22 protein-coding genes are annotated in these 25,954 nt (G+C 69.6%); 12 read left to right on the forward strand and 10 right to left on the reverse strand.

From position 1 onward, the window contains the following. Positions 1 to 107: 107 nt before the first annotated feature. Positions 108 to 3,767, forward strand: a complete 3,660-nt coding sequence (locus ACIBL3_RS03435) for a S8 family serine peptidase (protein ID WP_396351554.1) — start codon at positions 108 to 110, stop codon at positions 3,765 to 3,767. Between the two features lie 36 nt (positions 3,768 to 3,803). Here ACIBL3_RS03435 and ACIBL3_RS03440 read toward each other — a convergent pair whose 3' ends face one another. Further along, positions 3,804 to 4,781: a helix-turn-helix domain-containing protein gene (locus tag ACIBL3_RS03440; RefSeq protein WP_396351555.1), complete on the reverse strand. Its 978-nt coding sequence runs from the start codon at positions 4,779 to 4,781 to the stop codon at positions 3,804 to 3,806. Between the two features lie 258 nt (positions 4,782 to 5,039). Beyond that, positions 5,040 to 6,362, reverse strand: coding sequence for an ATP-binding protein (locus ACIBL3_RS03445; RefSeq protein ID WP_396351556.1), 1,323 nt, complete (start codon positions 6,360 to 6,362; stop codon positions 5,040 to 5,042). A gap of 28 nt (positions 6,363 to 6,390) precedes the next feature. Between ACIBL3_RS03445 and ACIBL3_RS03450 the strand changes: the two genes are divergently transcribed. The 4 genes from ACIBL3_RS03450 (at position 6,391) to ACIBL3_RS03465 (ending at position 9,750) form a co-directional block, all read left to right on the forward strand. After that, on the forward strand, positions 6,391 to 6,633 hold the full coding sequence (locus tag ACIBL3_RS03450) for a hypothetical protein (protein WP_396351557.1): 243 nt from the start codon (positions 6,391 to 6,393) through the stop codon (positions 6,631 to 6,633). 81 nt (positions 6,634 to 6,714) lie between these two features. Next, on the forward strand, positions 6,715 to 7,764 hold the full coding sequence (locus ACIBL3_RS03455; protein WP_396351558.1) for a hypothetical protein: 1,050 nt from the start codon (positions 6,715 to 6,717) through the stop codon (positions 7,762 to 7,764). Positions 7,765 to 7,771: 7 nt separating this feature from the next. Then, positions 7,772 to 8,809 carry a hypothetical protein gene (locus tag ACIBL3_RS03460; protein WP_396351559.1) on the forward strand — a complete coding sequence of 346 codons (1,038 nt, stop codon included), beginning with the start codon at positions 7,772 to 7,774 and terminating at the stop codon, positions 8,807 to 8,809. Positions 8,810 to 8,916: 107 nt separating this feature from the next. Next, entirely contained in the window at positions 8,917 to 9,750 is an 834-nt protein-coding gene (locus tag ACIBL3_RS03465) for a siderophore-interacting protein (RefSeq protein WP_396351560.1), read from the forward strand. A gap of 10 nt (positions 9,751 to 9,760) precedes the next feature. Here the strand turns inward: ACIBL3_RS03465 and ACIBL3_RS03470 are convergent, their stop codons facing one another. Beyond that, positions 9,761 to 10,489: a hypothetical protein gene (locus tag ACIBL3_RS03470; protein WP_396351561.1), complete on the reverse strand. Its 729-nt coding sequence runs from the start codon at positions 10,487 to 10,489 to the stop codon at positions 9,761 to 9,763. A gap of 38 nt (positions 10,490 to 10,527) precedes the next feature. Here ACIBL3_RS03470 and ACIBL3_RS03475 point away from each other — a divergent pair, with 38 nt between their 5' ends. The 5 genes from ACIBL3_RS03475 to ACIBL3_RS03495 all read left to right on the forward strand — a co-directional run bounded on the left by ACIBL3_RS03475 (position 10,528) and on the right by ACIBL3_RS03495 (position 15,975). Beyond that, the gene (locus tag ACIBL3_RS03475; protein ID WP_396351562.1) at positions 10,528 to 11,427 is read left to right on the forward strand and encodes an aminoglycoside phosphotransferase family protein; all 900 of its coding nucleotides are present in this window, start codon (positions 10,528 to 10,530) and stop codon (positions 11,425 to 11,427) included. 12 nt (positions 11,428 to 11,439) lie between these two features. Beyond that, complete coding sequence (locus ACIBL3_RS03480) at positions 11,440 to 11,898, forward strand: group II truncated hemoglobin (RefSeq protein WP_396351563.1); 459 nt, start codon at positions 11,440 to 11,442, stop codon at positions 11,896 to 11,898. Positions 11,899 to 12,014: 116 nt separating this feature from the next. Beyond that, positions 12,015 to 13,070, forward strand: coding sequence for a glycine betaine/L-proline ABC transporter ATP-binding protein (locus tag ACIBL3_RS03485; protein ID WP_396351564.1), 1,056 nt, complete (start codon positions 12,015 to 12,017; stop codon positions 13,068 to 13,070). Beyond that, positions 13,070 to 15,022 carry an ABC transporter permease subunit gene (locus ACIBL3_RS03490; RefSeq protein ID WP_396351565.1) on the forward strand — a complete coding sequence of 651 codons (1,953 nt, stop codon included), beginning with the start codon at positions 13,070 to 13,072 and terminating at the stop codon, positions 15,020 to 15,022. The genes ACIBL3_RS03485 and ACIBL3_RS03490 overlap by 1 nt, the downstream gene beginning before the upstream one ends. After that, a complete protein-coding gene (locus ACIBL3_RS03495) occupies positions 15,019 to 15,975 on the forward strand; it encodes a glycine betaine ABC transporter substrate-binding protein (protein ID WP_396351566.1) in 957 nt (318 codons plus the stop codon). Before ACIBL3_RS03490 ends, ACIBL3_RS03495 begins: the two co-directional genes overlap by 4 nt. Positions 15,976 to 16,005: 30 nt before the next feature. On the opposite strand, the gene ACIBL3_RS03500 is transcribed toward ACIBL3_RS03495, so the two are convergent. After that, complete coding sequence (locus ACIBL3_RS03500; RefSeq protein WP_396351567.1) at positions 16,006 to 18,855, reverse strand: BTAD domain-containing putative transcriptional regulator; 2,850 nt, start codon at positions 18,853 to 18,855, stop codon at positions 16,006 to 16,008. Positions 18,856 to 18,896: 41 nt separating this feature from the next. Between ACIBL3_RS03500 and ACIBL3_RS03505 the strand changes: the two genes are divergently transcribed. Continuing rightward, positions 18,897 to 19,769: an NAD(P)-dependent oxidoreductase gene (locus tag ACIBL3_RS03505; protein ID WP_396351568.1), complete on the forward strand. Its 873-nt coding sequence runs from the start codon at positions 18,897 to 18,899 to the stop codon at positions 19,767 to 19,769. Here the strand turns inward: ACIBL3_RS03505 and ACIBL3_RS03510 are convergent. Both ACIBL3_RS03510 and ACIBL3_RS03515 read right to left on the reverse strand, forming a co-directional pair. Beyond that, positions 19,761 to 20,015, reverse strand: coding sequence for a hypothetical protein (locus ACIBL3_RS03510; protein ID WP_396351569.1), 255 nt, complete (start codon positions 20,013 to 20,015; stop codon positions 19,761 to 19,763). The two genes, ACIBL3_RS03505 and ACIBL3_RS03510, sit on opposite strands and share 9 nt — an antisense overlap. Then, positions 20,012 to 20,545, reverse strand: a complete 534-nt coding sequence (locus ACIBL3_RS03515) for an RNA polymerase sigma factor (RefSeq protein WP_396351570.1) — start codon at positions 20,543 to 20,545, stop codon at positions 20,012 to 20,014. The genes ACIBL3_RS03510 and ACIBL3_RS03515 overlap by 4 nt, the downstream gene beginning before the upstream one ends. 264 nt (positions 20,546 to 20,809) lie before the next feature. Here ACIBL3_RS03515 and ACIBL3_RS03520 point away from each other — a divergent pair, with 264 nt between their 5' ends. Then, positions 20,810 to 21,406 (forward strand): ParA family protein, encoded by a 597-nt coding sequence (locus ACIBL3_RS03520; RefSeq protein WP_396351571.1) that lies wholly within the window; start codon positions 20,810 to 20,812, stop codon positions 21,404 to 21,406. A 62-nt stretch (positions 21,407 to 21,468) separates the two neighbouring features. On the opposite strand, the gene ACIBL3_RS03525 is transcribed toward ACIBL3_RS03520, so the two are convergent. The 4 genes from ACIBL3_RS03525 to ACIBL3_RS03540 form a co-directional block, all read right to left on the reverse strand. After that, positions 21,469 to 22,668 carry an ROK family protein gene (locus ACIBL3_RS03525; RefSeq protein WP_396351572.1) on the reverse strand — a complete coding sequence of 400 codons (1,200 nt, stop codon included), beginning with the start codon at positions 22,666 to 22,668 and terminating at the stop codon, positions 21,469 to 21,471. 27 nt (positions 22,669 to 22,695) lie between these two features. Beyond that, positions 22,696 to 23,580 carry an oxygenase MpaB family protein gene (locus ACIBL3_RS03530; protein ID WP_396351573.1) on the reverse strand — a complete coding sequence of 295 codons (885 nt, stop codon included), beginning with the start codon at positions 23,578 to 23,580 and terminating at the stop codon, positions 22,696 to 22,698. A gap of 129 nt (positions 23,581 to 23,709) precedes the next feature. After that, on the reverse strand, positions 23,710 to 25,356 hold the full coding sequence (locus ACIBL3_RS03535) for a PHP domain-containing protein (protein WP_396351574.1): 1,647 nt from the start codon (positions 25,354 to 25,356) through the stop codon (positions 23,710 to 23,712). A 33-nt stretch (positions 25,357 to 25,389) separates the two neighbouring features. Beyond that, positions 25,390 to 25,950, reverse strand: a complete 561-nt coding sequence (locus tag ACIBL3_RS03540) for a GNAT family N-acetyltransferase (RefSeq protein ID WP_396351575.1) — start codon at positions 25,948 to 25,950, stop codon at positions 25,390 to 25,392. Positions 25,951 to 25,954 lie beyond the last annotated feature (4 nt).

A 25,954-nucleotide genomic window follows, 5' to 3' on the forward strand; every position in this document is an offset into this window, starting at 1 on the left:
GTGCCATGTCGCAGGGACGGCAGTGATGGACAGGGCGGATCTTCGTGACCAGATTGCAAACTCTCCGGAAAGAGAGGTGCGCCTGCCCCCAGCCTCTAAGGAGAATGATGTCCCCCCATCGGATCACTGCCGCCACCCTCGCGGCACTGCTGACCCTCGGCGCGGTCACGGCGACCCCGGCCGCCGCCGGATCGCCACCACCGACACCTGCCGGGAACGCCGGCCCGACCACCAAGGTCACGCTGATCACCGGCGACGTCGTCGAGGTGAGCGACGCCGGCGCCGGCAAGAAGGCGGCGACCGTCACCCCGGCGACCGGCCGCGAGCGGGTCACCTTCCACACCATCGAGGTCGACGGCGGCCTCCGGGTGCTGCCGAGTGACGCCGTCCCGTACATCTCCACCGGCGTCCTGGACGCCGACCTGTTCGACGTCGAGGAGCTGATCGCCGACGGGTACGGCGACTCCGCCGCCCAGCAGCTCCCGCTGATCGTCAAGTATGACCAGGGCCTGCGCAGCTCGCAGGAGCTGGCCGGTACGACGGCCAAGCGCGACCTCAGCTCGATCGGCGGCCGGGCCGTCGACGCGGCCAAGAACCAGCTGCCTGAGCTGTGGAAGTCGCTGAAGCCGGCGGTCGGCGCCCGCGCGCTGAACAGTGGCGTGAGCAAGATCTGGCTCGACGGCAAGGTGCGCGCGGTACTGGACAAGAGCGTGCCGCAGATCGGCGCGCCGGCCGCGTGGCAGGCCGGGTACGAGGGCTCCGGCGTCAAGGTCGCCGTACTCGACACCGGCATCGACGCCCAGCACCCGGACCTGGCCGGCAAGGTGCAGGAGGCGCAGGACTTCTCCGGCAGCCCGACCGGTCCGGCCGACCACTTCGGTCACGGCACGCACGTCGCCGCGACCATCGCCGGCACCGGAGCGGGCGCCGGCGGCACTCGGAAGGGCGTCGCGCCGAAGTCCGACCTGCTCGTCGGCAAGGTGCTCGGTGACGACGGTTGGGGCTACGACTCCTGGATCATCGCCGGGATGGAGTGGGCGGCCGCCGAGGGCGCCAAGGTGGTCAACATGAGCCTCGGCGGTGGCCCGACCGACGGCCTCGACCCGCTGAGCCAGGCCGTCAACGACATCACCGCGCAGACCGGCACCCTGTTCGTCGTGTCCGCCGGCAACGACGGCTCCGACGAGTCGGTCGGTACGCCGGGAGCCGCGGCGTCGGCGCTGACCGTGGCCGCCGTGGACCGGAACGACGCGCTGGCGGACTTCTCCAGCCGCGGACCGCGCCTCGGGGACGCCGGTCTCAAGCCGGAGATCTCCGCGCCGGGTGTCGGCATCGTCGCCGCCCGCGCCGCCGGCACCGCCATGGGCGAGCCCGTGGACAACCTCTACACGGCAGCCTCGGGTACGTCGATGGCCGCGCCGCACGTGGCCGGAGCGGCTGCCCTGCTCGCGCAGCAGCACCCGGACTGGACGGCGGTCCAGCTGAAGGACGCGCTGGTCAGCACCTCGAAGTCGCAGGCGGACCAGTCCGTCTACGCGAACGGCGCCGGCCGGGTCGACCTCGCCCGGGCGACGTCGCAGCAGGTCACCGCCAGCGCGGTCGCCGACTTCGGCCTGCAGACGCTGACCGACACGAGCAGCCGGACCATCACCTACCGGAACTCGGGCGACACACCGGTCACCCTCAGCCTGTCCGCCGCGGTGACCAATCTGGACGTCCGCAAGCCGGAGACCGACGCCTTCGGTGTCCCGGCCACTGTCACTGTCCCGGCCAACGGCAGTGTCGACGTCCCGGTGAACCTGGACGCGGTCAAGCTCGACCGCGGCCTGCACAGCGGCCGGATCGTTGCCACTGGCGCCAACGGTGTCGTCGTGCAGACCGCGGTCGGCGCACTCCGGCAGGGCAAGAAGTACAAGATCACCCTGCGCGGCGTCGGCCTGGACGGTCAGCCGTCCCCGGTGCCGGTGGTCTCGCTGTTCGGTGACAACTCCCGGTCCGACGTCCTCGCCTGGATCCCGGACAACGAGAGCATCACCGCCGAGGTCGAGGAGGGCACCTACCTGCTGCACGGGCTGGTCGAGAACTACGACCCGCAGAACGAGCAGGTCAGCCTCTTCACCAACCCGAACATCGTGGTCAGCAAGGACACCGAGGTCGTGATCGACGCCCGCACGGCGGCCCCGATCACGATCGAGACGCCGAAGCCGTCCGAGCAGCAGGCGATCCTGAGCTACTACGTGAACCGGGTCTACGGCAACGGCCGGTCGATCAGCCACGGTGTCATGCACTTCAGCACGGTCAAGCAGGTCAACGTGACCGCGACCAAGCCGGTCCAGGAGGGCACGTTCGAGTTCTCGTCCCGCTGGCAGCTGGTCGCGCCGCTGGTCCAGGCCACGGTCCAGGGTGTCACCGGTCCGCTCGACATCAACCTGCTGCACCGCTCGCCGTCGTACGACGGACAGACGAAGCGGTTGCCGATGGTCTACGCCGACTCCACGCTCCAGGGCGTGAAGGGCGCGCTGGCCGTGATCAACTCCAGTGAGGACGGCTGGGGCAACGGCAGCGAGCAGGACCAGATCGCCGCAGCCGCCAAGGCGGGTGCCGCGGCGGTGATCCTGGTCCGGCCGGCGGACTGGTCGGCGTGGACGGTGTGGCGCCCGATCGGCGACCGGGAGCCGATCCCGGCGATGGTCACCGGGTTCAACGACGGTCAGAAGCTGATCGAGCGGGCCAAGCGCGGCCGCGCCACGATCGACCTCACGCTGACCACCTCCAGCCCGTACCTGTACGACGTCAACCAGGTCTCGAACGGGTTCATCCCGGCGAAGATCACCTACCAGGTGACGCCGGCGAACAGCGCGCGGATCACCACCAAGTACGCCGACAACGGTGGCTTCAACTGGGCCAAGGAGCAGCGCTTCGGGTGGCGGCCGTGGCAGGAGTACGCCTGGAACGACTCGCAGCGGTTCGTCGAGACCCCGAAGGTGCGCGAGGAGTGGGTGACGTCCGGTGACTCGCTCTGGCAGCACCGGGTGCACCACCTCTACACCTGGGACGAGATGAACCCCCTCCGCGGCGGCATGGTCGAGGCCCCGCGCAGCTACCAGGGCGGTCAGTCGTCGGAGACCTGGTTCGGCCCGGTCGTCCGTCCGGCTGCGATTGCCGGGACGCCGTCGACCCGCACCGCTGACCGTTTGTCGCTGCGGATCCCGTCGTTCGTGGACGCCTCTGGGCACTACACGATCGGCGAGACCACGGCGTCGTCCGCGGTGCTGTCCCGCAACGGCGAGGTCATCGCGGAGCTGCCCAACGCCTGGGCGGACGTGATCACCACCAGCGGCGACGCGTCGTACAAGCTCGATCTCTCGACCGAGCGGAACGACACGGAGGGCGAGTGGACCTGGGGTACGCGGACGCAGACCTCGTGGGAGTTCCGGTCCAAGAAGACGGCCGAGGACAGGGCGACGCCGCTGTCGCTGCTGCAGGTCGGCTACACCGTTCCGGTGGACCTGACCGGCCGGGTCGCGACCCGCACCCACACGGTCGGCTTCAACGTCACCGGTGGTGCCCGGTCGACCGCGCTGCAGGCCTGGGCGTCGTACGACGAGGGCAAGAGCTGGAAGAAGCTCGTCGTCGTAGGTGCCCTCGGCCACTACCTGGCCGTGGTCCCGTCCGCGCAGGGCACCGTCTCGCTGAAGGTGCGCGCGACTGACGGCACCGGTGCGGCGGTGACGCAGACCGTCATCCGCGCGTACGGCGTGAAGTAAGCAGGACCGAGCCGGGGCAGCGGGGGCTGCCCCGGCTCAGATCCAGCCGCGTTTGGCCGCTTGGAAGGCCAGCCCGGTCCGGGTGTCCACACCGGCCAGGGCCATCATCCGGTCCAGCCGGCGCTGGACGGTACGGCGGCTGATCCCCAACTGGGATGCGATCGACTTGTCCGGTACGCCGGCCACCAGCAACGACAGCAGGAAGCGTTCGGAGTCGTCGAGGCCCTCGACCTCCCCGGTGGCGTCCGCCTGCATCTTCACGGGCGTCGCCTGCTCCCAATGACTCTCGAAGAGGGCCAGCAGGGCGTCCAGCAACTGACCGCGGCCGATCACCGCGGCCGTCGGTTCGCCGATGCCCACCTCGTCGTCCCGGACCAGCGGGCAGACCGCGGTCGCCCGGTCCACGATCGCCAGCCGGACCGGAAGGCTCGGAAGCGTGCGGGCCTCTTCGCCCCAGCTGATGCCCTCCGCGATGGTGTCGAGCTCACCGGGCGTCTCGAGCAGGGCGCGCTCGTAGATCGCGCGATACCGGACCCCTCGGCTCAGAGCGCCGTACTCCTCGGTGTTCTCGGCGCCCGGCATCGCGAGCGGGTTGGCGCGGCAGAACCAGAGGATCTCCTCGCGAGCCGACTCCTGCAGGTCACGCAGACGCTCGCGGAGCGCGTTGGCCCCGACGATCACCTCGACGAGGTGGTGTGCGTCCCGGCGGCTCGCGCTAGCCCGGAACTCCTCGCTCAACGCGGCCACGGTCTTGCGAGCCGCCTCCAGCGACTCCTGCCGACGGAGCAGCGTCGTACCGAGTGCGACGTCGGGTGGCAGCGGACGGAACACCGGGCCGTCGGCCTGCTGGACCGTGACCAGCCCCTTCGCCTGCAGTCGCTGAAGGACCTCGTCCGCCTCGTGCTGCGGCAGTTCGGCCACCTCGGCGAGCTCCGACGGCCTGGCCACGGACAGCCCGACCAGCAACCGGTACGCCTGCTCCTCGCGGGCGTCCAGCAACGCGCCGTTCTCCATCGTTTGACCCCCTCTCGTGCGCCCACCTAACCAGGCCCGCCGACGCGGGCGCGATCCAACCTCCTGGCACACCCAGGCCACGGCACACCGGTGCCATCACGGACTCGGTCAGCCGGCCTGATCGCCGCGGCCCTGTTAGCCCTCTGGATGCTCCGAGGCGCCGCCCGCGCATCGCAGTCACCCGCCGGCCGCCACCGTGGCAACCCGGCTCTCCGGATCCCGAAGCCCAGCAACCCGGAGCGCGCCCGGCGGTAGCCGCTAGTTCTTGATCTCGAACGACATGCCCTTGTAGGTGCGGGTCGTCGTACTGGGCCGCGCGGAGTCGACCGCGGCGGCCTGGCCGGGTGCGGTCAGCGGCGCGACGCCGAGGTGGGCCGCGGACTGGCCGACGCGGGTCTGGACCCAGTCCTGCATGCCCGGGTTGGCGACCGCGAGGCGGCCGCCGCCCTCCCGAAGGATGCCCGAGGCAACCAGGTGCTGGCGGTCCGCGTCCAGTTCCTGCCAGCGCCCGATCGAGGCGAGGCCACCCTCGCTCGGCAGCGCCATGCCGTGCGGACCGTGTACGGCGACCTTGGCGACCAGGTCCTTCTGCGAGTCGGTGCAGTTGTTCCAGGTGGCCTGGTAGACGTGCCGCGACTGGTCGTTCACCACCACCGTCGCAGTCTTCGCCACGTCGACGGTCACCCCGCCGGACTGTTGGGCGATCGGCAGCGCGGTCTCGGCCAGGCTGCGCAGCCGGGTCGGATCGCCGTTGGCCGACCGGACCAGCCGGTCGATCGCCTCGGCCTGGTACGGGATCCGCGCGTTGTCCAGCGGCTCGGTGAGCGCGGGGCGCAGCTCCGCATCGGTCAGTGGGCCGACCTCGCGAATGTCGAACCGGCTGGTGACACCGGTCGCGATCTTGCCCTCACCCGCGGAGGCGGCCATCAACCGCGTCGCGGACATCTCGCCACCCGCCGCGATCAGGAACACTGGCCGCTTCATCCGCTCCAGATGCTCCGACAGCTGCGTCACCACCGCGAGGTCACGCTCCGAGGCGACATCCAGATTGTCGACGAGCAGCATCACCGGCTCCGGCGGCTTGCGGTTCGCCGCGATCTCACCGAGCTGCTCGGCCAGTTGGGTCAGCGTCTTGCGCAGCTGCGGGTCGTCCCCGGCCTCCCACTGGGTCTTGATCACCGCCTGTGCGAACGGCGACGGCCCGAACCGCCCCTCGACACCGTGCTGGCGACCCTTGCGCTTGGGCGGCGCGAGCTCCTTGGCGATGTTCCCGAGCTCCTTCGCGGCGCCACGCCCGTACTGCTTCTTGATCGTGTCGAGGTTGTCGGTGAGGTAGCGGGACAACCGGTACTCGAGCGGCTCCTCGGGCGAGGCGTCCGCCCGGATCGCGAGCCAGCCCTGTCGCTTGGCCAGCGCCCCGGCGCGGTCGAGCTCCAGGCTCTTGCCCATCCCGGGCGGGCCGGTGAACAGCACCGAGTTGCTTTCCGGAGTGCGCAGGTCCACCGAGATCGGCCGGCCGAAGTGGTCCTGGCGATCCACGGTGTAGGCCGGGTATCGCGGCGTACCGAAGACCTGGCTCACCGGACCAGGGTGCGAACCGTAACCGTCCGTGACACGGGTGGCGTGTGTCCGGCGGGTGAACACTGGCCTGCCGCGGGTTGAACCGGTCTACTCGTGCGACCCGATCGCGCAGCGTTCGGCCAGGTCGCTTGGCTCCGCACTAGACCGCTGTCAGGCTTCCTGGCATGCCCAGCCGGCGTACAAGGGCAACATCCCCTACCGCGTCTACTTCCCCACCTGCAACCGCTTCCAGGCCGGCGTCAGCAAGGCCTTCATCATCCGCGGGACCTAAGTGGTCTACCGGATCAGCCCGATCGAGCAGTGATCCGGGAGAGTTCTTGGCAGCGTGACAGGCCACTGTCACGCTGCCTGCATGTGGGCGAAACGAGTAATGGTGGCGCTCCTCGCAGCGCCAGTGCTGTTGCTCGGACCGGTGCCCACCGCCCATGCCGCACCGGATCCGAGCCTCACGGTCACCGAGGTCACCGTCGACCGCACGTCGGTCGCGGTCTCGGGACTGAACACCGTGCCGATCCTGGTCAGGGTCAAGGGCGTGTACGACTCGACGGAGCCGGGGGATCAGGACCGGACGGTGTACGTCGTCCTGGAACGGACGTCCGGCACCGGACCGCTGCGGTGGATGGTCTCCACCAACCTCGCGCTGCAGCCGGGCACGACCATCCAGAACGCCGTGTGGTCCGGGACGTTGAACGTGCCGTCGACAGCGACCGGGACCTTCAAGGTCACCGGCGTGATGCCGCGCACCTTCGGCGTCTTCAGCGGCGACATGACCGAGCCGACGCCGTTCGACGGTCCGACCGTGACGGTGGCCGGGTACCACCTGCCGAAGGTGACCGCGTCCGTGTCGCCGAAGGTGGTTCCGTTCGGCTCGCCGTACTCGATCCGCTGGGCGGTGACCGACTCCGCGACGGGCAAGCCGTACGGGACGCGGCTCACGGTGCTGCTCGGTGTCGACGCCGAGTGCGCCGAGGTCGGCGGGCTGCTCTTGCGGACCGACGTGAACGGCATCGTGACCAGGTCGTACAAGGCGGCCGACGCCGAATGGGTCAACTGCCTCCGGATCCCGGGCAAGCCGTTCGACATCAGCGGGCTCGGACTCGTGGTCGCGCGACCCGGGATCGTGTCTGCGGTGCCGTCGAAGGCGAGTGCGCCGGTCGGCACGCTCGTACCGGTCAACGGCAGCGTGCTCGGTCCGCCGTACCGGTGTCCGGTGATTCTGCAGCGGCTGTACGGCGCAACGCAGTGGCGCGGAGTCAGTTCCGGAAACGTCCGGCAGAGCGGGCGGTTCACCGTGACCGCGCAGCCGGCGTATCGGGGCCTGATTCCTTACCGCGTGTACTTCCCGACCTGTAACCGCTACCAGGCAGGCCTGAGCAAGGTCTTCTACATCCGAGGGACGTGAGCCGACGGTGATCAGACGAGTGATGGCGGCGCTGTTCGCAGCGCCGCTGGTGGGGCTGTTCCTGACCGTGATGCCGACCGCGCAAGCGGCGCCGACCACGACGATCACAGCTGTCGAGCTCGGCAGACCGACGGTCGCGGTGTCCGGGCTCAATCTCGCGCCGGTGACGGTGACCGTCAGGGCGAAGTACTCCGGAGAACCGAGCGATGCGGGCACGCTCTTCGTCATCCTCGAGCGCCAAGGTGGTACGGCGTGGCCGCGGTATCTGTGGTCGAGCCTCCTACCGCTCAAGTCCGGCACCCCGGCGGACGGGGTTTGGGAGGGGCCGGTGTACGTGCCGTCGACTGCGAACGGGACGTTCAAGGTCACCGGGGTGCAGTTCGGGCAGTACCCGTTCCCCGGGGACTTCAGCGAGCCGACGCCGTACAGCGGTCCCACGCTCGCGGTCAGCGGATACCACCTGCCGAAGATCACAGCCGCGGTGTCGCCGCGGATCGTGCCGCTCGGGTCGCCGTACTCGATCACCTGGGCGGTCACGGACTCCGCGACCGGCAAGCCGTACGGGAGCCGGATCACGGTGCTGCTGGCGATCGACAACGGGTGCGTCGAGGACGCCGGCGGCGACATCGTCCGGACCGGCACGAATGGCCTGGTGACCAAGGCGTACACGGCGGCCGACGCGCAGTGGGTGAACTGCCTGCGGATCACCGGTAAGCCGACCGACATCAAGGGGCTGGGGCTCGGCGTGGCCCGGTCGACGTACGTGACGGCGGCGCCGTCGAAGACGAGTGCTCCGGTCGGGACCGTGGTACCGGTCAACGGTTCGGTCGGCGGGGCGCCGTCCAACTGCAAGGTCTGGCTGCAGCGGCTGTACGGCGCGACGCAGTGGCGATCGGTGAGCTCGAACGCGGTCCGGCTGAGCGGCCGGTTCACAGTCAACGCGCAGCCGGCGTACAAGGGGCTCATCCCGTATCGGGTGTACTTCCCGGCCTGCCAGAACTTCCAGTCCGTGGTGAGCAAGGTGTTCTACATCCGCGGTCTCTGAGACGAGCGTTGCGGCGGCCTGGAACAGGTGAGCTAGCCTGAGTTAGGTAGTCCTAACTTGCTGGCCTGACCGGGCCGCCCGACGTACTCCGAGAGGACCGTGGTCCCGTGACCAGCCCCGCACCTCGCCGCAACCGCGTCTGCAAGCGCGCGGTCGTCCGCCGTACCGAGCGGATCACCCCGCACATGATCCGGGTCGTGTTCGGCTCCGACGACTTCGTGGACAACGGCTTCACCGACCACTACGTGAAGCTGCTGTTCGGCAAGCCGGGCGTCGAGTACCCGGAGCCGCTGGACATGGGTGTGGTCCGGGAGACGTACCCGTCCGAGCATTGGCCGACCATGCGGACCTACACGGTGCGCAGCTGGGACGAGGACAGCCGTGAGCTGACCATCGACTTCGTCTACCACGGCGACGAGGGCGTGGCCGGTCCGTGGGCCGCGGCGGCCCAGCCGGGGGACGTGCTCTGGTTCAACGGCCCGGGTGGCGCTTATGCACCGGACGCTGCGGCTGACTGGCACCTGTTGGTGGGCGACGAGAGCGCGCTGCCGGCGATCGGCGCCGCGGTCGAGCAGCTGCCGCCGGGCGCCCGGGCAACCGTCCTGCTCGAGGTGGAGGACGAATCCGAGGAGCAGAAGTTCAACGGCTCCGGCGACCTGAGCGTCACCTGGTTCCACCGCTCCGGCAGCTCCTCCCCCCGCGGCGACGCCCTGGTCGCGGCCGTCGAGGCGCTCGACTTCGCACCCGGCGACCCCCAGATCTTCGTCCACGGCGAAGCCGGCTTCGTCTTCCGCATCCGCAAGAACCTCTTCACCGACCGCGCCCTCCCCCGCGACCGCGTCTCCCTCTCCGGCTACTGGCGCCTCGGTAAGAACGAAGACGGCTGGCAGGCGGAGAAGGCCGAAACCGCCCGCGAGGAACGAGAAGCGGCCGGCGCCTGACCCGTCCTGGTCAACGGGCTCGGCGGCGGTTGAGGAGGTCTATGAGGGTGGTGGCTTGGTTGGTGGGGAGGACCCAGTCGTCGCCCGAGGCTTGGAGGATGACGGCGGGGCCCTCGGTGACGATGGGTGGGTGGGGTAGCGGGATGGGGAACTTCAGGCGTTCCACGCCGCTGAGGGCGACCTCGAAGACGCCGGTGATGCTGCTCAGCGGATAGGTCTTGCCGAGGTCTTCCACCTTCTGTGAGCGCAGCACCGGACGGCTCTGGATCGTGAAGCTGTCCGCACCGAGCAGCACCGCGGTCAGCTGCAGCCCGCGCAGCCGGAAGATCAGCTCGTACGGCGTGTCCGCAAGCTCAGGTACGACGGGCACCAGCAAAACGCGATCGGCGTACCGGGCCAGCGCAGCACCTGCGACGATCCCCACCAGCAACGCGGGCAGCACCAGGAACACCGGCCACCAAACCCCGACCGCCAACGGGAACAGCGTCACGAACAGCCCGCCGACCCCGCCGAACAGCCCACCGATTCCCGCCCACCACCGCGGCTGGTACCGATGCCGCCGGCGCAGCACCCACCCGAGCACCAACATCCCGACCGGCACCAAACAACCGACCCACACGGCCGGCGACCCCGCCGTACTGATCCAGACCCCGATCCCCAGCAACACCACCGGGATCCCCAAATAGATGCCCGCGACAACCCGCTGCACCCGCCGATCCCGGCGCTCTATCTCGGTCACGAGGAAAACCTAAGCAGACTCGCTAAGAAGGTCCTACTGTGCAGGGCGTGATCGAGATTCCTGCGAAGCTGGTGAAGAACCATGGGGCGCGGTCGCCCGAGTGGCTGGCTGGGTTGCCGGGGGCTGCGGCGGAGTACCTCGATCGGTGGCAGTTGGCGGTCACTGGACCGGCTCTGAACGGTGAGGCCTCGCTGATTCTGCCCGTTGTACGGCGGGATGGCGCCGAGGCGATGCTCAAGCTTCAGCCGGTCAACGACGAGAGCGAGAGTGAGGCACTCGCGCTGCGGACCTGGAGCCGTGACGACGTCGTCGAGGTGCTCGAGGACGACCCCGCGACGTCGACCCTTCTGCTCGAGCGACTCGAGCCGCAGACGCTGGACGACGTACCCGATCACGTCGAGGCCACCCGGATCCTCGCCGAGTTGATGGCCCGCCTGATGACGGTGCAAGCGCCGGCAGGGGTACGGCGGCTCGCTGACGTCGCCGGTCAGATGGTCGAGGACGCGCCCGCCATGATCCCGCTGCTGAGCGACCCGGCCGACCGACAGTTGGTACGGCGCTTCGTCGCCCAGGTGACCGAGTTGCTGCCGGAGTCCGGCAACCGGCTGCTGCACTGGGACCTGCACTACTACAACGTGATGGCGGCGCAGCGGCAGCCGTGGCTCGTGATCGACCCGAAGCCGCTCGCCGGCGACCCGGGGTTCGACGTCTTCCCGGTGCTGTGGAACCGGTGGGAAGACCTGGTCGCGACCGGCGAGCTGGACCAGGCGATCCGGGACCGCTTCGACCTGATGCTCGCGGTGACCGGGATCGACCGCGACCGGGCGCTCGGCTGGACCGCGGGCCGGATCCTGCAGAACGTGCTCTGGGACACCGAGGACGGCGAGACCGCGATCAACCCGGTGCTGCGAACCATCGCCGGTGCCCTGAAGATTTGATTACATAATTACATGACGACTCCGACGCTGTACGAGTGGGCCGGCGGGCACGAGGCCCTGCGCCGCCTGACCGAGGTGTTCTACGACAAGGTGCTGGCCGATCCGCTGCTCGCGCCGGTGTTCGCGCACATGAGCGAGAACCATCGGGAGCACGTGGCGATCTGGCTCGGCGAGGTCTTCCGCGGGCACAGTCGCTACACCGACGAGCTCGGCGGCTACCCGTCGATGCTGAAGCACCATCTCAACCTCGGCCTCACCGAGGAGCAGCGCTCCCGCTGGGCTGCCCTGATCGCAGCCAGCGCCGACCCCGCCGGTCTCCCCGACGACCCCGAGTTCCGGTCCGCGTTCGTCGCGTACGTCGAGTGGGGCACGCGGATCGCCCTCGCCAACTCCCAGCCCGGCGCCACGCCCCCGCCCCAAGCACCCGTGCCGCACTGGGGCTGGGGCGAGGCCCCGCCGTACCAGCCCTAGACCCGGCCGACCCAGTTCCTGACGGGACAGACACCCGTGGGAGTACCGGGGGACTGGGGGTTGGATACAGTCGCGGTTCACGATGAATCCGCTTGCGGGGATGCGAGGGTGAACCTGTGACCGCTCAGCTCGAGTATCCCGAGGTGCAGGACAGCAACGCGCTGTTGTCGATCCAGGGGCTGTGGAAGGTGTTCGGCCCGAAGGCGCAACGGGTGCCGCACCGGCCCGACCTCGCCGCCCTCGACCGCGCCGCCCTCTACGCCAGGACCGGCTGTACGGCGGCCGTCCGCAACCTCAGCTTCGACGTGGCACCCGGTGAGGTGTTCGTCGTGATGGGGCTGTCCGGCTCCGGCAAGTCCACCCTGGTCCGCTGTCTCACGCGTTTGATCGAACCGACTGCCGGCAGCCTGATCTTCGAGGGCGAGGACCTGCGCGCGGCCGACGAGAAGCGGCTGCGGACGCTGCGCCGGAGCAAGTTCTCGATGGTGTTCCAGCACTTCGGCCTGCTCCCGCACCGCAAAGTCATCGACAACGTCTCGTACGGCCTGGAGATCCGCGGCGAGAGCAAACCCGATCGCCGCCGGCGCGCCCAGGAGGTGATCGACCTGGTCGGTCTGGCCGGCAACGAGCACCTCTACCCCGAGCAGCTGTCCGGCGGCATGCAGCAGCGCGTCGGTCTGGCTCGCGCGCTCGCCAACGACCCGGACGTGCTGCTGTTCGACGAGCCGTTCTCCGCGCTCGACCCGCTGATCCGGCGGGAGATGCAGAACGAGGTCGTCCGGCTGCACCGCGGAGTCGGCAAGACGATGGTCTTCATCACCCACGACCTGTCCGAGGCGCTCCGGCTGGGCGACCGGATCCTCCTGATGCGGGACGGCGCGGCGGTTCAGCTTGGCACCGGCGACGAGTTGGTCGGCGCGCCTGCTGACGACTACGTGCGCGACTTCGTCCGCGACGTACCGCGGGCCGACGTACTCACCCTGCGCTGGATCGCCCGCGCGCCTCGGCCCGAGGAGCCCCTGGACGGACCCGAGCTCGGCCCGGACGTGCTGGTCCGGGAGGCGACCCGGCTCGTGCTGGAGGCCGACCGCCCGGTCAAGGTGGTCTCGAACGGCACGCTGCTCGGTGTGATCGACGACGAGGAGATCCTCGCCGTCGTCGCGGACGCCTGATGGCCGCCATCACGAGCGACGTCGAGGTCGAGGTACGGCGACCGCGGCGCAGCGTGATCGTCGGCGTCCTGCTCGTCGTCTGGGTCGCGGCGTACTTCCTGCTCCGCGGGATCGACACGCTCGCGCTCGGTGGCCAGGAGACCACCGCGTTCCACCGCTGGCTGACCGATCACCGGGACGACGTCGGCCAGGGGAACGCGGTCTTCGACTCGATCCGGGTGGCCGTCGACCAGTTCGTCGTGCTGCTGCAGAACGTCCTCTCGCAGGCGTCGTACGGGCGGCCGGTGCCCGTCATCGGCTGGCTCGGCGTGGTCGCGGTGTCGGCGTACCTGGCGTGGGCGTTCGGCAACTGGAAGGTCGCGCTGCTGACCGCCGGCGGGCTCGTGTTCGTCGGGCTGCAGGGGCTGTGGCAGGAGAGCATGGACACGCTCGCGCTGACGATCGCGGCCGTGCTGCTGTCCCTGCTGGTCGCGATCCCGCTGGGGATCTGGGCCGGGTTGTCGAATCGCGCCTTCAAGGTCGCGACGCTCGTACTCGACCTGATGCAGACGTTGCCGACGTTCGTCTACCTCGCCCCGCTGACGCTGTTCTTCGCGATCGGTCCGGCCGCGGCCACGATCGCGACCCTGATCTACGCCGCGCCGCCGGCGGTTCGGCTGACCGCGCACGCGATCAGGTCCGTCCCGGCGGAGAGCGTCGAGGCATCCCGGTCGCTCGGGTCCACTCGGGGCCAGACGCTGACCAAGGTGCTGCTGCCGATGTCCCGCAGTACGGTCGTCGTCGGCATCAACCAGACCATCATGGCCGCGCTGTCGATGGTGACCGTGGCCGCGCTGATCGATGCGCCCGGCCTCGGCCAGACCGTCCTGAAGGCCCTGCAGACGCTGGACGTCGGAGTCGCGTTCAACGCCGGCCTGGCGATCGTTGTGCTCGCGATCGTGCTCGACCGGGTCACGACCGCGGCCGGCGACCGGCCGTGGCGTACGGCGAGCATCCGCCGGAAGATCCTGCTCGGCGCGGGAGCGGTCGGTGTGCTGATCGCGGTCTGGTTCTCCCGGACCTACGTGTGGGCCGCCGAGTTCCCGACCTCCGTCAACATCGGCTCGCGGATCGCGGTGGTCACCTCGGACGTGACCACCTGGGTGCAGGACACCTTCGGCGGCTTCACGTACGGCGTCCGGGACGCGGTGACCACCGGATTGCTGAACCCGCTGGAGGCGTTGCTGACCGGCTCACCCTGGTGGCTGGTCGCCGCGGTCGTGGTCGCGCTGGCCGCCGTACTCGGGCGCTGGCGTGGAGCCGTCCCGGCCGCGGTGTGCTCGTTGTTGCTGGTCGCGACCGGGGTCTGGCACGACAGCATGGTCACGCTCGCGTCGACGCTGCTCGCGACGGTCGTGGTGGTCGCGGTCGGGCTCGCGCTCGGTGTGTGGGCCGGACGCAACCACCGGGTCGACACCTGGATCCGGCCGGTGCTGGATGCCGGGCAGACGATGCCGCCGTTCGTGTACCTGGTGCCGTTCCTGGCGCTGTTCGGGACCAGCCGGTTCACCGCGATCGCGGCCGCCGTCGTGTTCGCCATACCGGTCACCACCAAGATCGTTGCTGACGGCATCAGGGCGGTGCCGGTGGCGACCGTGGAGGCGGCCAACTCGGTCGGGTCGAGCAGCTGGCAGGTGATCAGCAAGGTGCAGCTGCCGGTCGCGCGGCGCGCGATCACGCTGGCGGTCAACCAGGGCCTGATCTACGTGCTGTCGATGGTGGTCGTCGGTGGCCTGGTCGGTGCGGGCGCGCTCGGGTACGACGTGGCCGCGGGCTTCGCGCAGAGCGAGCTGTACGGCAAGGGGCTGGCCGCCGGACTGGCTATCGTCCTCCTCGGAGTACTGCTCGACCGCGTGACGCAGGCGGCGGCTCGCCGTACCCACAGTTTCCAAAGTAGAGGAGATAAGCGGTGAAGAAGCTCCGGTACGCCGGCGTTCTGACGGCCGTGGCACTCGCGCTGGCCGGGTGCGGTGGCGAAAAGGTCGGCTCGCAGCAGCCGGCCGCCGACGACGGGAAGGAGTGCGGCACCTTCAACCTGGCCGTCAGCCCGTGGGTCGGGTACGAGGCGAACGCGGCCGTGGTGGCCTACATCGCGACCAAGGACCTCGGCTGCAAGGTGGTGAAGAAGAACCTCAAGGAGGAGATCTCCTGGCAGGGCTTCGGCACCGGCGAGGTCGACGCCGTCCTGGAGAACTGGGGCCACGAGGACCTGAAGAAGAAGTACATCGAGGAGCAGAAGGTCGCGGTCGCGGCCGGCTCCACCGGGGTCAAGGGCGTGATCGGCTGGTACGTGCCGCCGTGGATGGCGCAGCAGCACCCGGACATCACCGACTGGCAGAACCTGAACAAGTACGCCGCCCTGTTCAAGACCTCGGAGTCCGGTGGCAAGGGCCAGTTGCTCGACGGCGACCCGTCATACGTGACCAACGACGAGGCGCTGGTGAAGAACCTGAACCTGAACTACAAGGTGGTGCAGAGCGGCAGCGAGACCGCGCTGATCCAGGCCTTCCGGGACGCGGAGAAGAACAAGAAGCCGCTGCTCGCCTACTTCTACGAGCCGCAGTGGTTCTTCAACGAGATGAAGCTGGTCAAGGTCAACCTGCCCGCGTACAAGGCCGGGTGCGACGCGGAGCCGGCCAAGATCGCCTGCGACTACCCGCCGTACGACCTGGACAAGGTCGTGTCGAAGAAGTTCGCCGACTCGGGCAGCCCGGCGTACGACCTGGTGAAGAACTTCCAGTGGACCAACGACGACCAGAACGCGGTGGCCCGGTCGATCGCGGTCGACAAGCTCACCCCGGACGCAGCCGCCGAGAAGTGGGTCAAGGAGAACCAGTCGAAGGTCGACACCTGGCTCGGGAAGTAACCCGGTGAGCGCACTCCCCAAGCCCCGGCCCTAAGCGGAGCTGGTGCTGCCGCGGAGCCGGGCCTGGATGCGTTCGACGTCGATGCGTTCGGCTGGGGGGAGTGGGGCTCCCACCTTGGCGCGTAGCGCTTCGGCCTCGGCCAGGAGTTGTACGGCGCGGTCGGCATCGTCGGCCGCGCCCGCCAGGCCCTCCAGGGCGAGCGCGATCGCTCGCTCGTCGCCGACCTGCACGGCTGCTTCGTACCCGCGTTGGTGGAGGGCTTGTGCTTTCGTGAATTCGCCGCGCTGTTCGGCGATGAAGCCGAGTTGGGCGAGGACGAAGGCGATCCCCGGGGTGCCGCCGACCTGAGTGAGCCAGTCGAGCCACTTGGTGAAGCGGGCCTCGGCCTCGTCGAGCCTGCCCTGGCGGCGGGCGGACAGTCCGAGGCCGACCTCGGCGTACTCCTCGGCCGACCTGTTGGACTGCGCGACCGCTAGCTGTCGCGCCCGCTCGTGCAGCGCGTCGGCGCGGTCGTAGTCGCCGGTCAGGTAGGCGATCCGGCCCAGCCCCGAGGTCCGGAACGAGACCTCGGTCCACAGTCCGAGCTCCTCCGCCTTCTGCACGCTGTCAGTCAGGTAGCCCTCGGCAGTCGGGTAGTCGCCGCTGACCTCCGCGGCCACGATCAGCGAGTACGTCGACTGCAGCCGGCCCCAGTCATCGCCGAGCTCGTTGAACAGCTCCAGGCTGCGTCGACCGTCCCGCACCATCGCGTCGAGATCGGCGTGCACGATGTTGAGCTGCGCCCGCGTGCTGAGAGCGGCGGCCAGTCCCCAGCGGTCGCCCTGCCTGGTGAACGCGTCGATCGCTTGGTCGATGCGCTGCATCAGTACGGCGGCATCGCCGTACGCCCACTGCGTCGTGGTCAGGAACCACAGTGCGTGCGGATCGTCGCCGGCCAGCGCCAGCGCGTCGTCGGCGGCTGCGGCCAGGTTGGTGCCCTTGGCATCGGTTGCGGTCATCCCGACCTGCCAGACGGTCGCGGTCGCCCGATCCGCCGGATCCTGACCGGGTACGGCGAGTGCCGCCGCGATGGACCGCCTTGCCTCACCCAGTCGGCCGCGCAGGTACCAGTACCAGGCGAGTGCGTTGACGAGCTTGAGCGATGGAGCGACTTCCAGGGCGGTCCGGAAGTTGGCCGCCTCCTGGTCGAGGCGATGAAGCCAGGCGCGTTGCTGTGGACCACGCAACTCGGCGCGTTGGGCCAGCGTGAGGTAGTACTCCGCATGACGCTGCCTGGTCGCCTCGACCTCACCGGCTTCCTCGAGTCGCTCCAAGCTGTAGGCCGCGACGGACTCCAGCAGCCGGTAACGGCCGCCGCTCGCGACCACTAGAGATTTGTCGACAAGGGGCAGCAGCACGTCCTGCTGGCTGACCTCAGCAGCCGCCTCCAGCGAGAAGGTGCCGGCGTGCACGGCCAGCCGGCGCAGCATGGCCCGCTCGTCGTCGTCCAGCAGGTCCCAGCTCCAGTCGATGGTTGCCCGCAGCGTCCGCTGCCGCTCCGGTACGCCGCGACCGCCGGACAGCAGCCGGAACCGGTCGTCCAACCGGTCCGCGAGGCCCTGCACTCCCAGCGCCCGTACGCGCGTCGCCGCAAGCTCCAACGCCAGCGGTATGCCATCCAGCCGCCTGCAGATCGCTCTGACCGCCTCCGAGTCGTCGACCCCAGCGCGCGCTGTGAACAGATCGGCCGCCGCCTGCAGCTCGAGCGGATCGACATCCAGGACACGCTCACCGGGAAGACCCAGCGGCTCCCGGCTGGTCGCGAGGACGCGCAACCTCGGTACACCGCTCAGCAGCCGCTGCACGAGGTCGGCAACGTCCAGGTGCTCGCAGTTGTCGAGAATGAGTAGGACCGGTCTCGCCCCAAGTGACTCGATCAGGCGGGCCAGCAGGTCGTCCGACTCGTCCCGGAGACCTACTGCTGTTGCCAGTGCTTCCAGTACATCGTCCTGCCGGAGCGGAGCGAGCTCCACCAGTCGCGTCTCGCCCAGGTGGGCGCGACCCACCTCCAGGGCAAGGCGGGTCTTGCCGACGCCGCCTGGTCCCACCAAGGTGAGCAGGCGGTGCTGCCGGAGCAGTGCAGTTACGTTCTCGACGGCTGCGGCGCGACCGATCAGGTTGTTGAGCGGAGCGGGAAGTCTGGACGGTTGCAGAGACGGGTCGTGACGCAGGATCGCTGCGTGCAACTCGACCAGCTCCGGTCCGGGGTCGGCGCCGAGCTCGTCCGCGAGTGCTCGGCGCAGGTCGTCGTACGACCGCAGAGCCTCGTCTTGGCGACCCGCCCGGTACAGCGCGCGCATCTGCAGGGCGCGAAGGCGCTCGCGCAACGGGTGGCGACGGATGAGGTGGGTCAGCTCGGGGAGTGGGTCGTCGGTCTGCTCCAGCAGGTCCTCGGTCGTGGACAGCCAGAGCTCTTCGAGACGGTCGCGAGCGGCGCGGGCGAACTCGTGGTCGGGTACGTCGGCGTAGGCGGGCCCGCGCCAGAGGTCGAGTGCCTCCCGGAGCCGGCCGGCGGCGACGAGTTCCTCGAAGATGTTGCTGTCGACAACCTCCGCGGTGAGCGTGTAGCCGGCCGGGCCGTGGGCGACGAGGGCGCGGCTGCCCGGTTCGGCTCGGTCGAGCGCCGTACGGAGCTGGGAGATCCGGGCCTGGAGCGTCCCGGTGGCGTTGCGCGGCGGACGGTCGCCCCAGAGGTCCTCGATCAGACGATCCGCCGTGACGGGCCGGCCGTTGTGGACGAGCAGGTCGAGCAGCAGCGTGCGCACCTTGGTGTCGGGTACGGCGACCGGCGCACCGGCATCCGTCCTGACCACGAGGGGGCCCAGCACGCCGAAGTACATAGCCGTAGTAAACCCGTAGCGGGGTTTCGCACGATCGGCGCATGAGTTCTCGAGAAGCAGTCACAGTGATCGGCCTCGGCGCGATGGGATCCACCATGGCCGAGGTCTTCCGCGCCGCCGGGCACCCGACCACCGTCTGGAACCGGACCGCGGGCAAGGCGGCCAAGCTGGTCGCGGCCGGTGCGGTGGAGGCGGCGACCGCGGCGGAGGCGGTGGCCGCGAGCAACCTGGTGGTGATCAGCCAGGTCGACTACACCGCCATGGACGACTCCCTGGCGGGTGTGGATCTCGCCGGGAAGGTGCTGGTCAACCTCAGTTCGGACAGCCCGGAGCGGCTGCGGTCGGCGAGCCGGTCCGTCGCCGAACGCGGCGGCACGCTGGTGACCGGCGGCATCATGGTCCCGCCGCCGGGCATCGGGCAGCCGGGCGCGTACGTGTTCTACAGCGGTCCCGTCGAGCCGGTCGAGGCGCACCGGGAGACGCTCGAGGTGCTGGGCCGGGCCGACCACATGGGCACCGACCCGGGTCTGGCGATGCTCTACTACCAGGCCATGCTGAACATCTTCTGGAGCACGCTGATCAGCTACTTCTACTCGACGGCGCTGGTCGGTGCAGCCGAGCGGGTCCGCCCGTACGCCGAGACGATGCTGCGCGACCTGGCCGAGGACGGGCCGATGGGCTTCCTGCGGATCCTCACCGCGGAACTCGAGAAGGGTGAGTACCCGGGCGGGGAGAACAACCTGCACATGCAGGCAGTCGGCGCCGAACACGTCGTGCAGGCGTTCGACGAAGTCGGTCTCGACTCGGGTGTGCCGCGCGCCGTCGCGGCCATCTTCGCCCGCGCCGACGCAGCCGGCCACGGCCCGGACGGCCTCAGCTCCCTGATCGAGGTGATCCGCAAACCGTCAGTCTGATGACACGGTCAGCCTGCACCGGCCGTCGTCGCAGGTGCGCTGGAGCCGACCGCGGGAGATCGTCTGGACCAGGCCGATCGCCCAGCACATCGGGCATCCGCGCAACGCGACGACACCGAGCGGCAGAAGCAGCAGGCTGACCATTCCGGTGACGGGCAGGAGCGCGAACGCAGCGATCAGCCCGCCGAAACCGACCGCACCACGGGCCAGATGCCGGACCAGCGACGTACTGGCGAAGTCGGTCATCGCTTGTCTCCCAAGGTCTCCCGGACCGCCGAGCGAGCACGGTGCAGACGTGACTTCATCGCGGCCGTGCTGAGGCCCAGTGCGTCGGCGACCATGGGTCCGCTGTAGCCCTGGACGTCCCGCATGATCAGCACGTGGCGCTGGTCCGGAGGCAAGGCGGCGATCGCCGCCGCCACCTCGGCCGCTTCCAGTTGCCGCAGCACCTCGTCCTCGGCCGACGAGGTGACGGTGTCCCGGGCGAGGGGCTGGTCCCGCACCATCCTGCGGGCGCGGCGCAGGCACTCGTTGCGGACGATCCGGAACATCCACGACGTCAGCGCGCCGGTGGCCCGGAGCATCCCGACCTTGCGGTACAGGATGATCAGGGCCTCCTGCGCTGCGTCCTCGGCGTCCTCCGGCGTGGCGCAGAGGGAGTGGGCGAAGCGCCGTACGGTCGGGTGCGAGCCGGCGACCAACGCCGTGAGCGCGTCGACGTCGCCGTCCTGGGCGGCGACGATCAGCAGGTCGTCGGGCCAGGCCGAGTCAGCCACGGGCCCGCCCGCGACGACGCAGTACGACGAAGCTGCAGGTGCAGAGCAGCACCACTCCGGCAGCGATGGCAACGGCGAGCGTGACGGTCATTCCTACCTCCAGGTCGTGGTCGATACGGGGGTAAGAGGCGGGCCGGCCCCGAAAGGATTCAGGCTGAAGGCCGCTTGAGCTTGTTCACACGGGCCGGGGGCAACTATCACGATCTGCGGGAGCAACGCCGACGACACGCCGGATTTCGGACAAAACCAGGTAGCGTCGGTCCCATGATCATCGTGACAGCTGCACTGAAGGGCGGGGTCGGTAAGACAACCACGTCGGTGTACTTGGCCGCGCTGGCATCTTCCAACCGTCGCACATCCACTCTGGTCGACGCCGATCCGCAGGGCAGCGCTGCCGACTGGGTCGCGGATTCCGAGGACAGTCACCTGACCCGGGTCGAGGTCGAGGAGGCGCCGACCGAGCGTCTGCTGAACAAGGCCCTGGACAAGGTGCCGCCGGAGGGCATCGGCATCGTGGACATGCCGCCGTCCCACGAGCGGTTGCTGAACAAGGCGCTCGAGCGGGCCCGGATCGTGGTGCTGCCGACCCGGATCGGCGGTGTCGAGACGCCTCGGGTGAAGGCGGTGCTGGACCTGGTTCCGGACCACATCCCGGTCGGCCTGGTGATCTGCTCGGCCCGGACGTACACCCGCAGCTACCAGGACGCGATGCAGCAGTACGCCCAGGAAGGCATCCCGGTCTGGGGCACGATCCCGGAGCGGGTGTCGATCACCGCGGGCCCGACCGGCCCGCTCGCGGCCGACGGCCTGGAGTCGTACAAGAAGGTCTGGCGCAAGATCCTGGCCGCCGCCCGCAGTTGACAGCCCGCTGTTGACCGCCCGCGAGGGGTTGGGTCCGTGCATTCGCTCGCGGGCCCGACCCCTCAGCGTTCCGAGCGCTGCAGGGGTGGCTCGCCGCGGACGTACGAGCGGATCACGGTGGCGGCTGCGCCGCGGGCCCAGTCGTCGAAGGTGTGTGAGCGCAGCATCAGCCGGCAGTCCCCGGCAGCGCCGAACGCGTGCTCGGCGAACGCCCGCCGCATCCGCTCCTCGTACAGGTCGTACTCGGCCACACCTTCGCCGGCGATCACCACGAGCTCCGGCCCGACCAGGTTGACCATCGCGGACACGGCCGAACCGATCACCTCACCGGCCCGGTCGAAGGCCTCCCGCGCATGCTCGTCGCCTTCGTGCGCGAGCTTGATCGCCCCGGCCAGGTCCAGGTCCCGCCGCCTAGTTGTCTTCCGGGTCCGGGCCAGGATGGCGTCCGACGAAGCGACCGTCTCCACACAGCCCCGCCGTCCGCAGGTGCAGACCAGGTCGCCGGGAGCCAGCGGAAGGTGGCCGAGCTCACCGGAAACGCCGTACGCCCCGGACACGACCTCGCCGTTGATGTAGAGGCCGCAGCCGATCCCGGACCCGATCGTGACGACCGCGAACGAGTCGGCGTCCACCCCGACCCCGAACCACTGCTCGGCCACGGTCAGCGCGCGGACGTCGTTCGTCACCAGGATCGGCACCTTCAGGCGGCTGCCCAGCAAGTCCGCGACCGAGACGTCCCGCCAGCCCATCAGCGGCGAGTGCCGCACGACGCCGTGCCGCGCATCGACGTCACCGGACACGGCGACACCGATCCCGATCAACGGGCCGGCCTCGACCTCGTCCGACATCAACTCCTTGGCCAGCTCCGCGAGCCGCTCGATCACGCTGTCCGGCTTGGGGTCCTTCAACGGCCGGTGCTTGACGGTCAGGATCCCGGCGGTGAAGTCAGTGGTGACGCCGATCAGGGCAGTGGGCGTGACCTTGATCCCGATCACCGAGACGCTGTTGCGAACCACGGTCAGCGGGCTGACCGGCCGGCCGATGCCGAGCTGGTTGTCCGCCTCGATCGGCGTTGCGGGCTGGTCGGTGACGAACCCGGCCTCGATCAGCGGCGCGACGGCCTTGGTGACCGCCGCCTGGGACAGCCCGGTCCGGCGGGCGATCTCCACGCGCGGGATCGGGCCCTGGGTCAGGATCCTGGTCAGCACCTCGACTCCCGCCGGTGTGGCCAACGGGAGTGATCGATGCGGACGCAGCGGCACGAGAACAACCTACCGGCGAGTCGGGCGCTAGACCTCGATATTTCCCAGGATGGGCGACGTCAGTGCCCACCGAATCGTCCACGTGAGCCCTTCGCCGGCCGCGCGGACGACGGTTGCCTCGGCCAAGGGCAGGTACGGCAGCCGCAGCGGCCACCGCGTCCACCACGGCAACAATCCGACCGCGGCTGCGGTGAGGACGCCGTACGCCGGGCGCGCGACCATCGGCACCGGCGGGTGCACGAGCATGAAGCGGGCAGCCTGACGGGCCTCGGTGGTGCCGCGCAGCTCGGGACGGTACTCGTCGAGTAGGTCGCGTAGCTCGGCCACTGTGGTCGGTGGGTCGACCACACCGAGCTTGCGGGCGACCAGTGCGGCGTCCTCGACGTACAGGTCCTGCTCGGCTGCGTCGAGCGGCTGCACGCCGTACCGCTGGTGGGCGGCGAGGAAGCTGTCCACCTCGGCGACATGCACCCACTTCAGGAGGTGCGGGTCGGACGCCCGGTACTTCACACCGTCCGGACTGGTCCCGCGCACCCGCTCATGCACGCCCTTGACCCGGGCGATCGCCTCCTCGGCGTCCGGGACAGCGCCGTACGTCGTGATGGCCAGGAAGTAGCTGGTACGGCGCAACCGTCCCCACGGATCGCCTCGGTAGCCGGAGTGTGCCGACACAGCCGCCATCGCCAGTGGGTGCAGCGACTGCAGCAGCAACGCCCGGAGCCCACCGGCGAACATCGCGGCATCCCCATGCACCCGGCGGATCGGCCGGTCCGGTTCGAACCAGCGCGGTCCCGGTGTGTTGTGCACCCGGTTCCGCTCAGCGGCCGGGTTCGGCCCGGCCACCTTCGTCATGATCATCCGCGCCAACCCGTCCCTCAACGGGTCAAGCGGTCCTGCGATGGTGCCGGTCATGGGGCCTCCCGGCCTGGACTGAGGAGCGGAGGGAGCGAAGCGACTGGAGTGACGAGGGAAGGCCGGGAGTTCCAGCCCCATGACCCGCCGCGCCGGAGGCGCGGCATCAATACAGCCATGCCCCCAGTGTCACACCACGTCGACAAAGACTGGGTTGGTGTAGAGCCAGGTGTCCAGCCATGGGTCGCCGTCGTTGGTCGGGTGCTGGATCGGGCCCGCCGGGTCGATGCGGCTGCCCAGGTACCCAGGTCCGTTCCGCCTGCCGTCGCTGCCCCGCACCCGTACGTAGTGCGAGTGCTCTGCCTTGCCCAGCGGGATGCGCAGCGTGTAGGTGCCGGACTTCCGTCGTACGTCGACCTGCTCGACCACTCGCGTGTCCGGAGCCTTCCAGCTGTCTCTGGATGCTGCCGGCCCGGTCACGACGCCACGGATCACGTCGACGTGTGCCAGCTTCGGCAGTACGCCGTGGAGGTTCGGCCGGGTCGCACTGGTCACCGTGACGCGTAGCTCCAACCGCTGACCCCGGTGGACCCGCAGGCGCCCGCCGAGCGTCACACCACGCTGCGCTGCGCCGACCGGAGCGAGCCGTACGTCGATGCCGTCCACCAGTTGACCGTGGTCGACCCAGACACGACCGGCCCGCAGTGCGGCCATCACCTCGAGGTAGCCGTACTGCATCACGCCGACGTGGGTGCGGCTGAACTGACCCGGCCAGAAGTCGCTGCCGGGCTGCGGCACACCGGAGTCCGTCGGCGACGGCTTCCAGCCAAGGCTGTCGAAGTTCTCGCCGGGCGGGAACTCCCCGTCCTTCCACGTGTCCCAGATCGTCCGGTGGTTGTCGCTGTTCGACGTGATCGAGAACAGCCGGCCCTCGGCGAGCAGGGAGTCCCACAGCCCACCGACCGTGGCCGTGGCCCAGTCGAAGCCGCCGTACGTGCGGTAGGCGTCGGCTGGGTAGCCCGGGAAGCTGTTGGCGCTCGGCGCGTTGACGTACTCACCCCGCTGGGCGTTGGTGGCGCCCCGGTGGGCCACCCACGCCGGCTCCGCGTCGCCTTGCGAGCCGGGAGCGCCCTCCATGCCGATGCAGACCCCGGTGTCCCGCCAGTCGCGCAGCTCGTACGGCGCGTCGATGCCCAGCCGCAGCGGGTGGTTGGCGAGCACCAGTACGTCGTCGACGTACCCGCTCTGCTTCTGTGCCGCCAGCCATTGCAGTGCTTTGACGGCGTGCTGCTCGTTCGCCGGGTTGCTGGCCGCGCGCCCAGTCAGCTTGCCGTCGTACTCGCGTTCGAACTGCTGGAGCAGGGGCACGTTGTTCGGGCCTGGAGCGACCAGGACGGTACCGTGCTCGGCAGCGGGGATGTACCACTCGAGGCCTTGGAAGATCAGCATCCGCGGATTCTCGGCCCGGGCCTTCAGCACCTCGGCGTTCTCGGCCGCGGCGCCCTTGTCGGCATGGCCGAAGTTGCTGTGCTCGGTGAACGCCATCCAGTCCAGCCCGAACTGCGCGCCCCGCTGCGCCAGTTGGCTGAAGTCGTACTTCGCGTCATGGCTGTAGCGGCTGTGCACATGGTGGTCCCCGACCAGGTAGACCAGGTCGGGGTCATTGCCGGAGTCGGTGCCGGCCGCTGCTTCCGTCGTACCGACGGCTGTCGCGGCGAAGCCTGCTCCCAGCAGCCCGGCGCCGCGGATCAGGTTCCGCCGGGACACCCCCTGCGCGTCCAGTGCCTCTTCAGGCACCTCCGGATCGGCCCACTCCGGCACCTGCTGCTTCGACATGACGCGCAACCTTGCTGGTCATGACAAATGAAGTCAAGGCTTCGGGCGTCCATCGGGTGAACGGTCGGCGTACTCGTGCTCCAGCAGCGAGTAGAGCAACGAGTCACGCCACTCCCCGTTGGTGAAGACGTGGTGCCGGATCCGGCCCTCGTAGCTGAACCCGAGCCGCTTGACGACCGCGATCGAGGCCTCGTTGTCGGGGCCGATCGCCGCGCTGACCCGGTGCTTGCCGAGTGGGCCGAACGCGAACCGCAGCAGCACCCGGGACGCGTCGGTGGCGTAGCCGCGGCCCCAGTGGTCCGCGTGGATCGCGTAGCCGAGGTGCACGGCTTTTACCCCGGTCGGCCCGAGCCGGGCGAAGCCGACCACCTTGTCGTCGTCCCAGCGGGTGACGGCGAGCAGGTAGTCCGGCCGGTTGTCTTGCGCTGCCCGCTCGACGATCGCGGTCAGCGCCTTCTCGGCCTCGGCCCGGTCCCGGCTGTCGAACGACATCCATGACGTGACGCGGTCGTCGCTGACGATGGCCAGGTAGTCCTCGAGATCTGATGTCCGGAACTCGCGCAGGGTGGTGAGGTCTCCGGTCAATGAGTCCATCTGG

The sequence above is a fragment of the Kribbella sp. NPDC050124 genome (assembly GCF_044460355.1).
In the GTDB taxonomy this organism is placed as follows: domain Bacteria; phylum Actinomycetota; class Actinomycetes; order Propionibacteriales; family Kribbellaceae; genus Kribbella.

Bases quoted from the DNA above. Each gene is read 5' to 3' on its own strand.
- ACIBL3_RS03480 (WP_396351563.1), top strand. From the start codon at position 11,440: ATGACGACTCCGACGCTGTACGAGTGGGCCGGCGGGCACGAGGCCCTG.
- ACIBL3_RS03535 (WP_396351574.1), bottom strand. From the start codon at position 25,356: ATGTCGAAGCAGCAGGTGCCGGAGTGGGCCGATCCGGAGGTGCCTGAA.
- ACIBL3_RS03510 (WP_396351569.1), bottom strand. From the start codon at position 20,015: ATGACCGACTTCGCCAGTACGTCGCTGGTCCGGCATCTGGCCCGTGGT.
- ACIBL3_RS03520 (WP_396351571.1), top strand. From the start codon at position 20,810: ATGATCATCGTGACAGCTGCACTGAAGGGCGGGGTCGGTAAGACAACC.
- ACIBL3_RS03435 (WP_396351554.1), top strand. From the start codon at position 108: ATGTCCCCCCATCGGATCACTGCCGCCACCCTCGCGGCACTGCTGACC.
- ACIBL3_RS03440 (WP_396351555.1), bottom strand. From the start codon at position 4,781: ATGGAGAACGGCGCGTTGCTGGACGCCCGCGAGGAGCAGGCGTACCGG.
- ACIBL3_RS03530 (WP_396351573.1), bottom strand. From the start codon at position 23,580: ATGACCGGCACCATCGCAGGACCGCTTGACCCGTTGAGGGACGGGTTG.
- ACIBL3_RS03540 (WP_396351575.1), bottom strand. From the start codon at position 25,950: ATGGACTCATTGACCGGAGACCTCACCACCCTGCGCGAGTTCCGGACA.
- ACIBL3_RS03505 (WP_396351568.1), top strand. From the start codon at position 18,897: ATGAGTTCTCGAGAAGCAGTCACAGTGATCGGCCTCGGCGCGATGGGA.
- ACIBL3_RS03490 (WP_396351565.1), top strand. From the start codon at position 13,070: ATGGCCGCCATCACGAGCGACGTCGAGGTCGAGGTACGGCGACCGCGG.
- ACIBL3_RS03455 (WP_396351558.1), top strand. From the start codon at position 6,715: ATGTGGGCGAAACGAGTAATGGTGGCGCTCCTCGCAGCGCCAGTGCTG.
- ACIBL3_RS03500 (WP_396351567.1), bottom strand. From the start codon at position 18,855: ATGTACTTCGGCGTGCTGGGCCCCCTCGTGGTCAGGACGGATGCCGGT.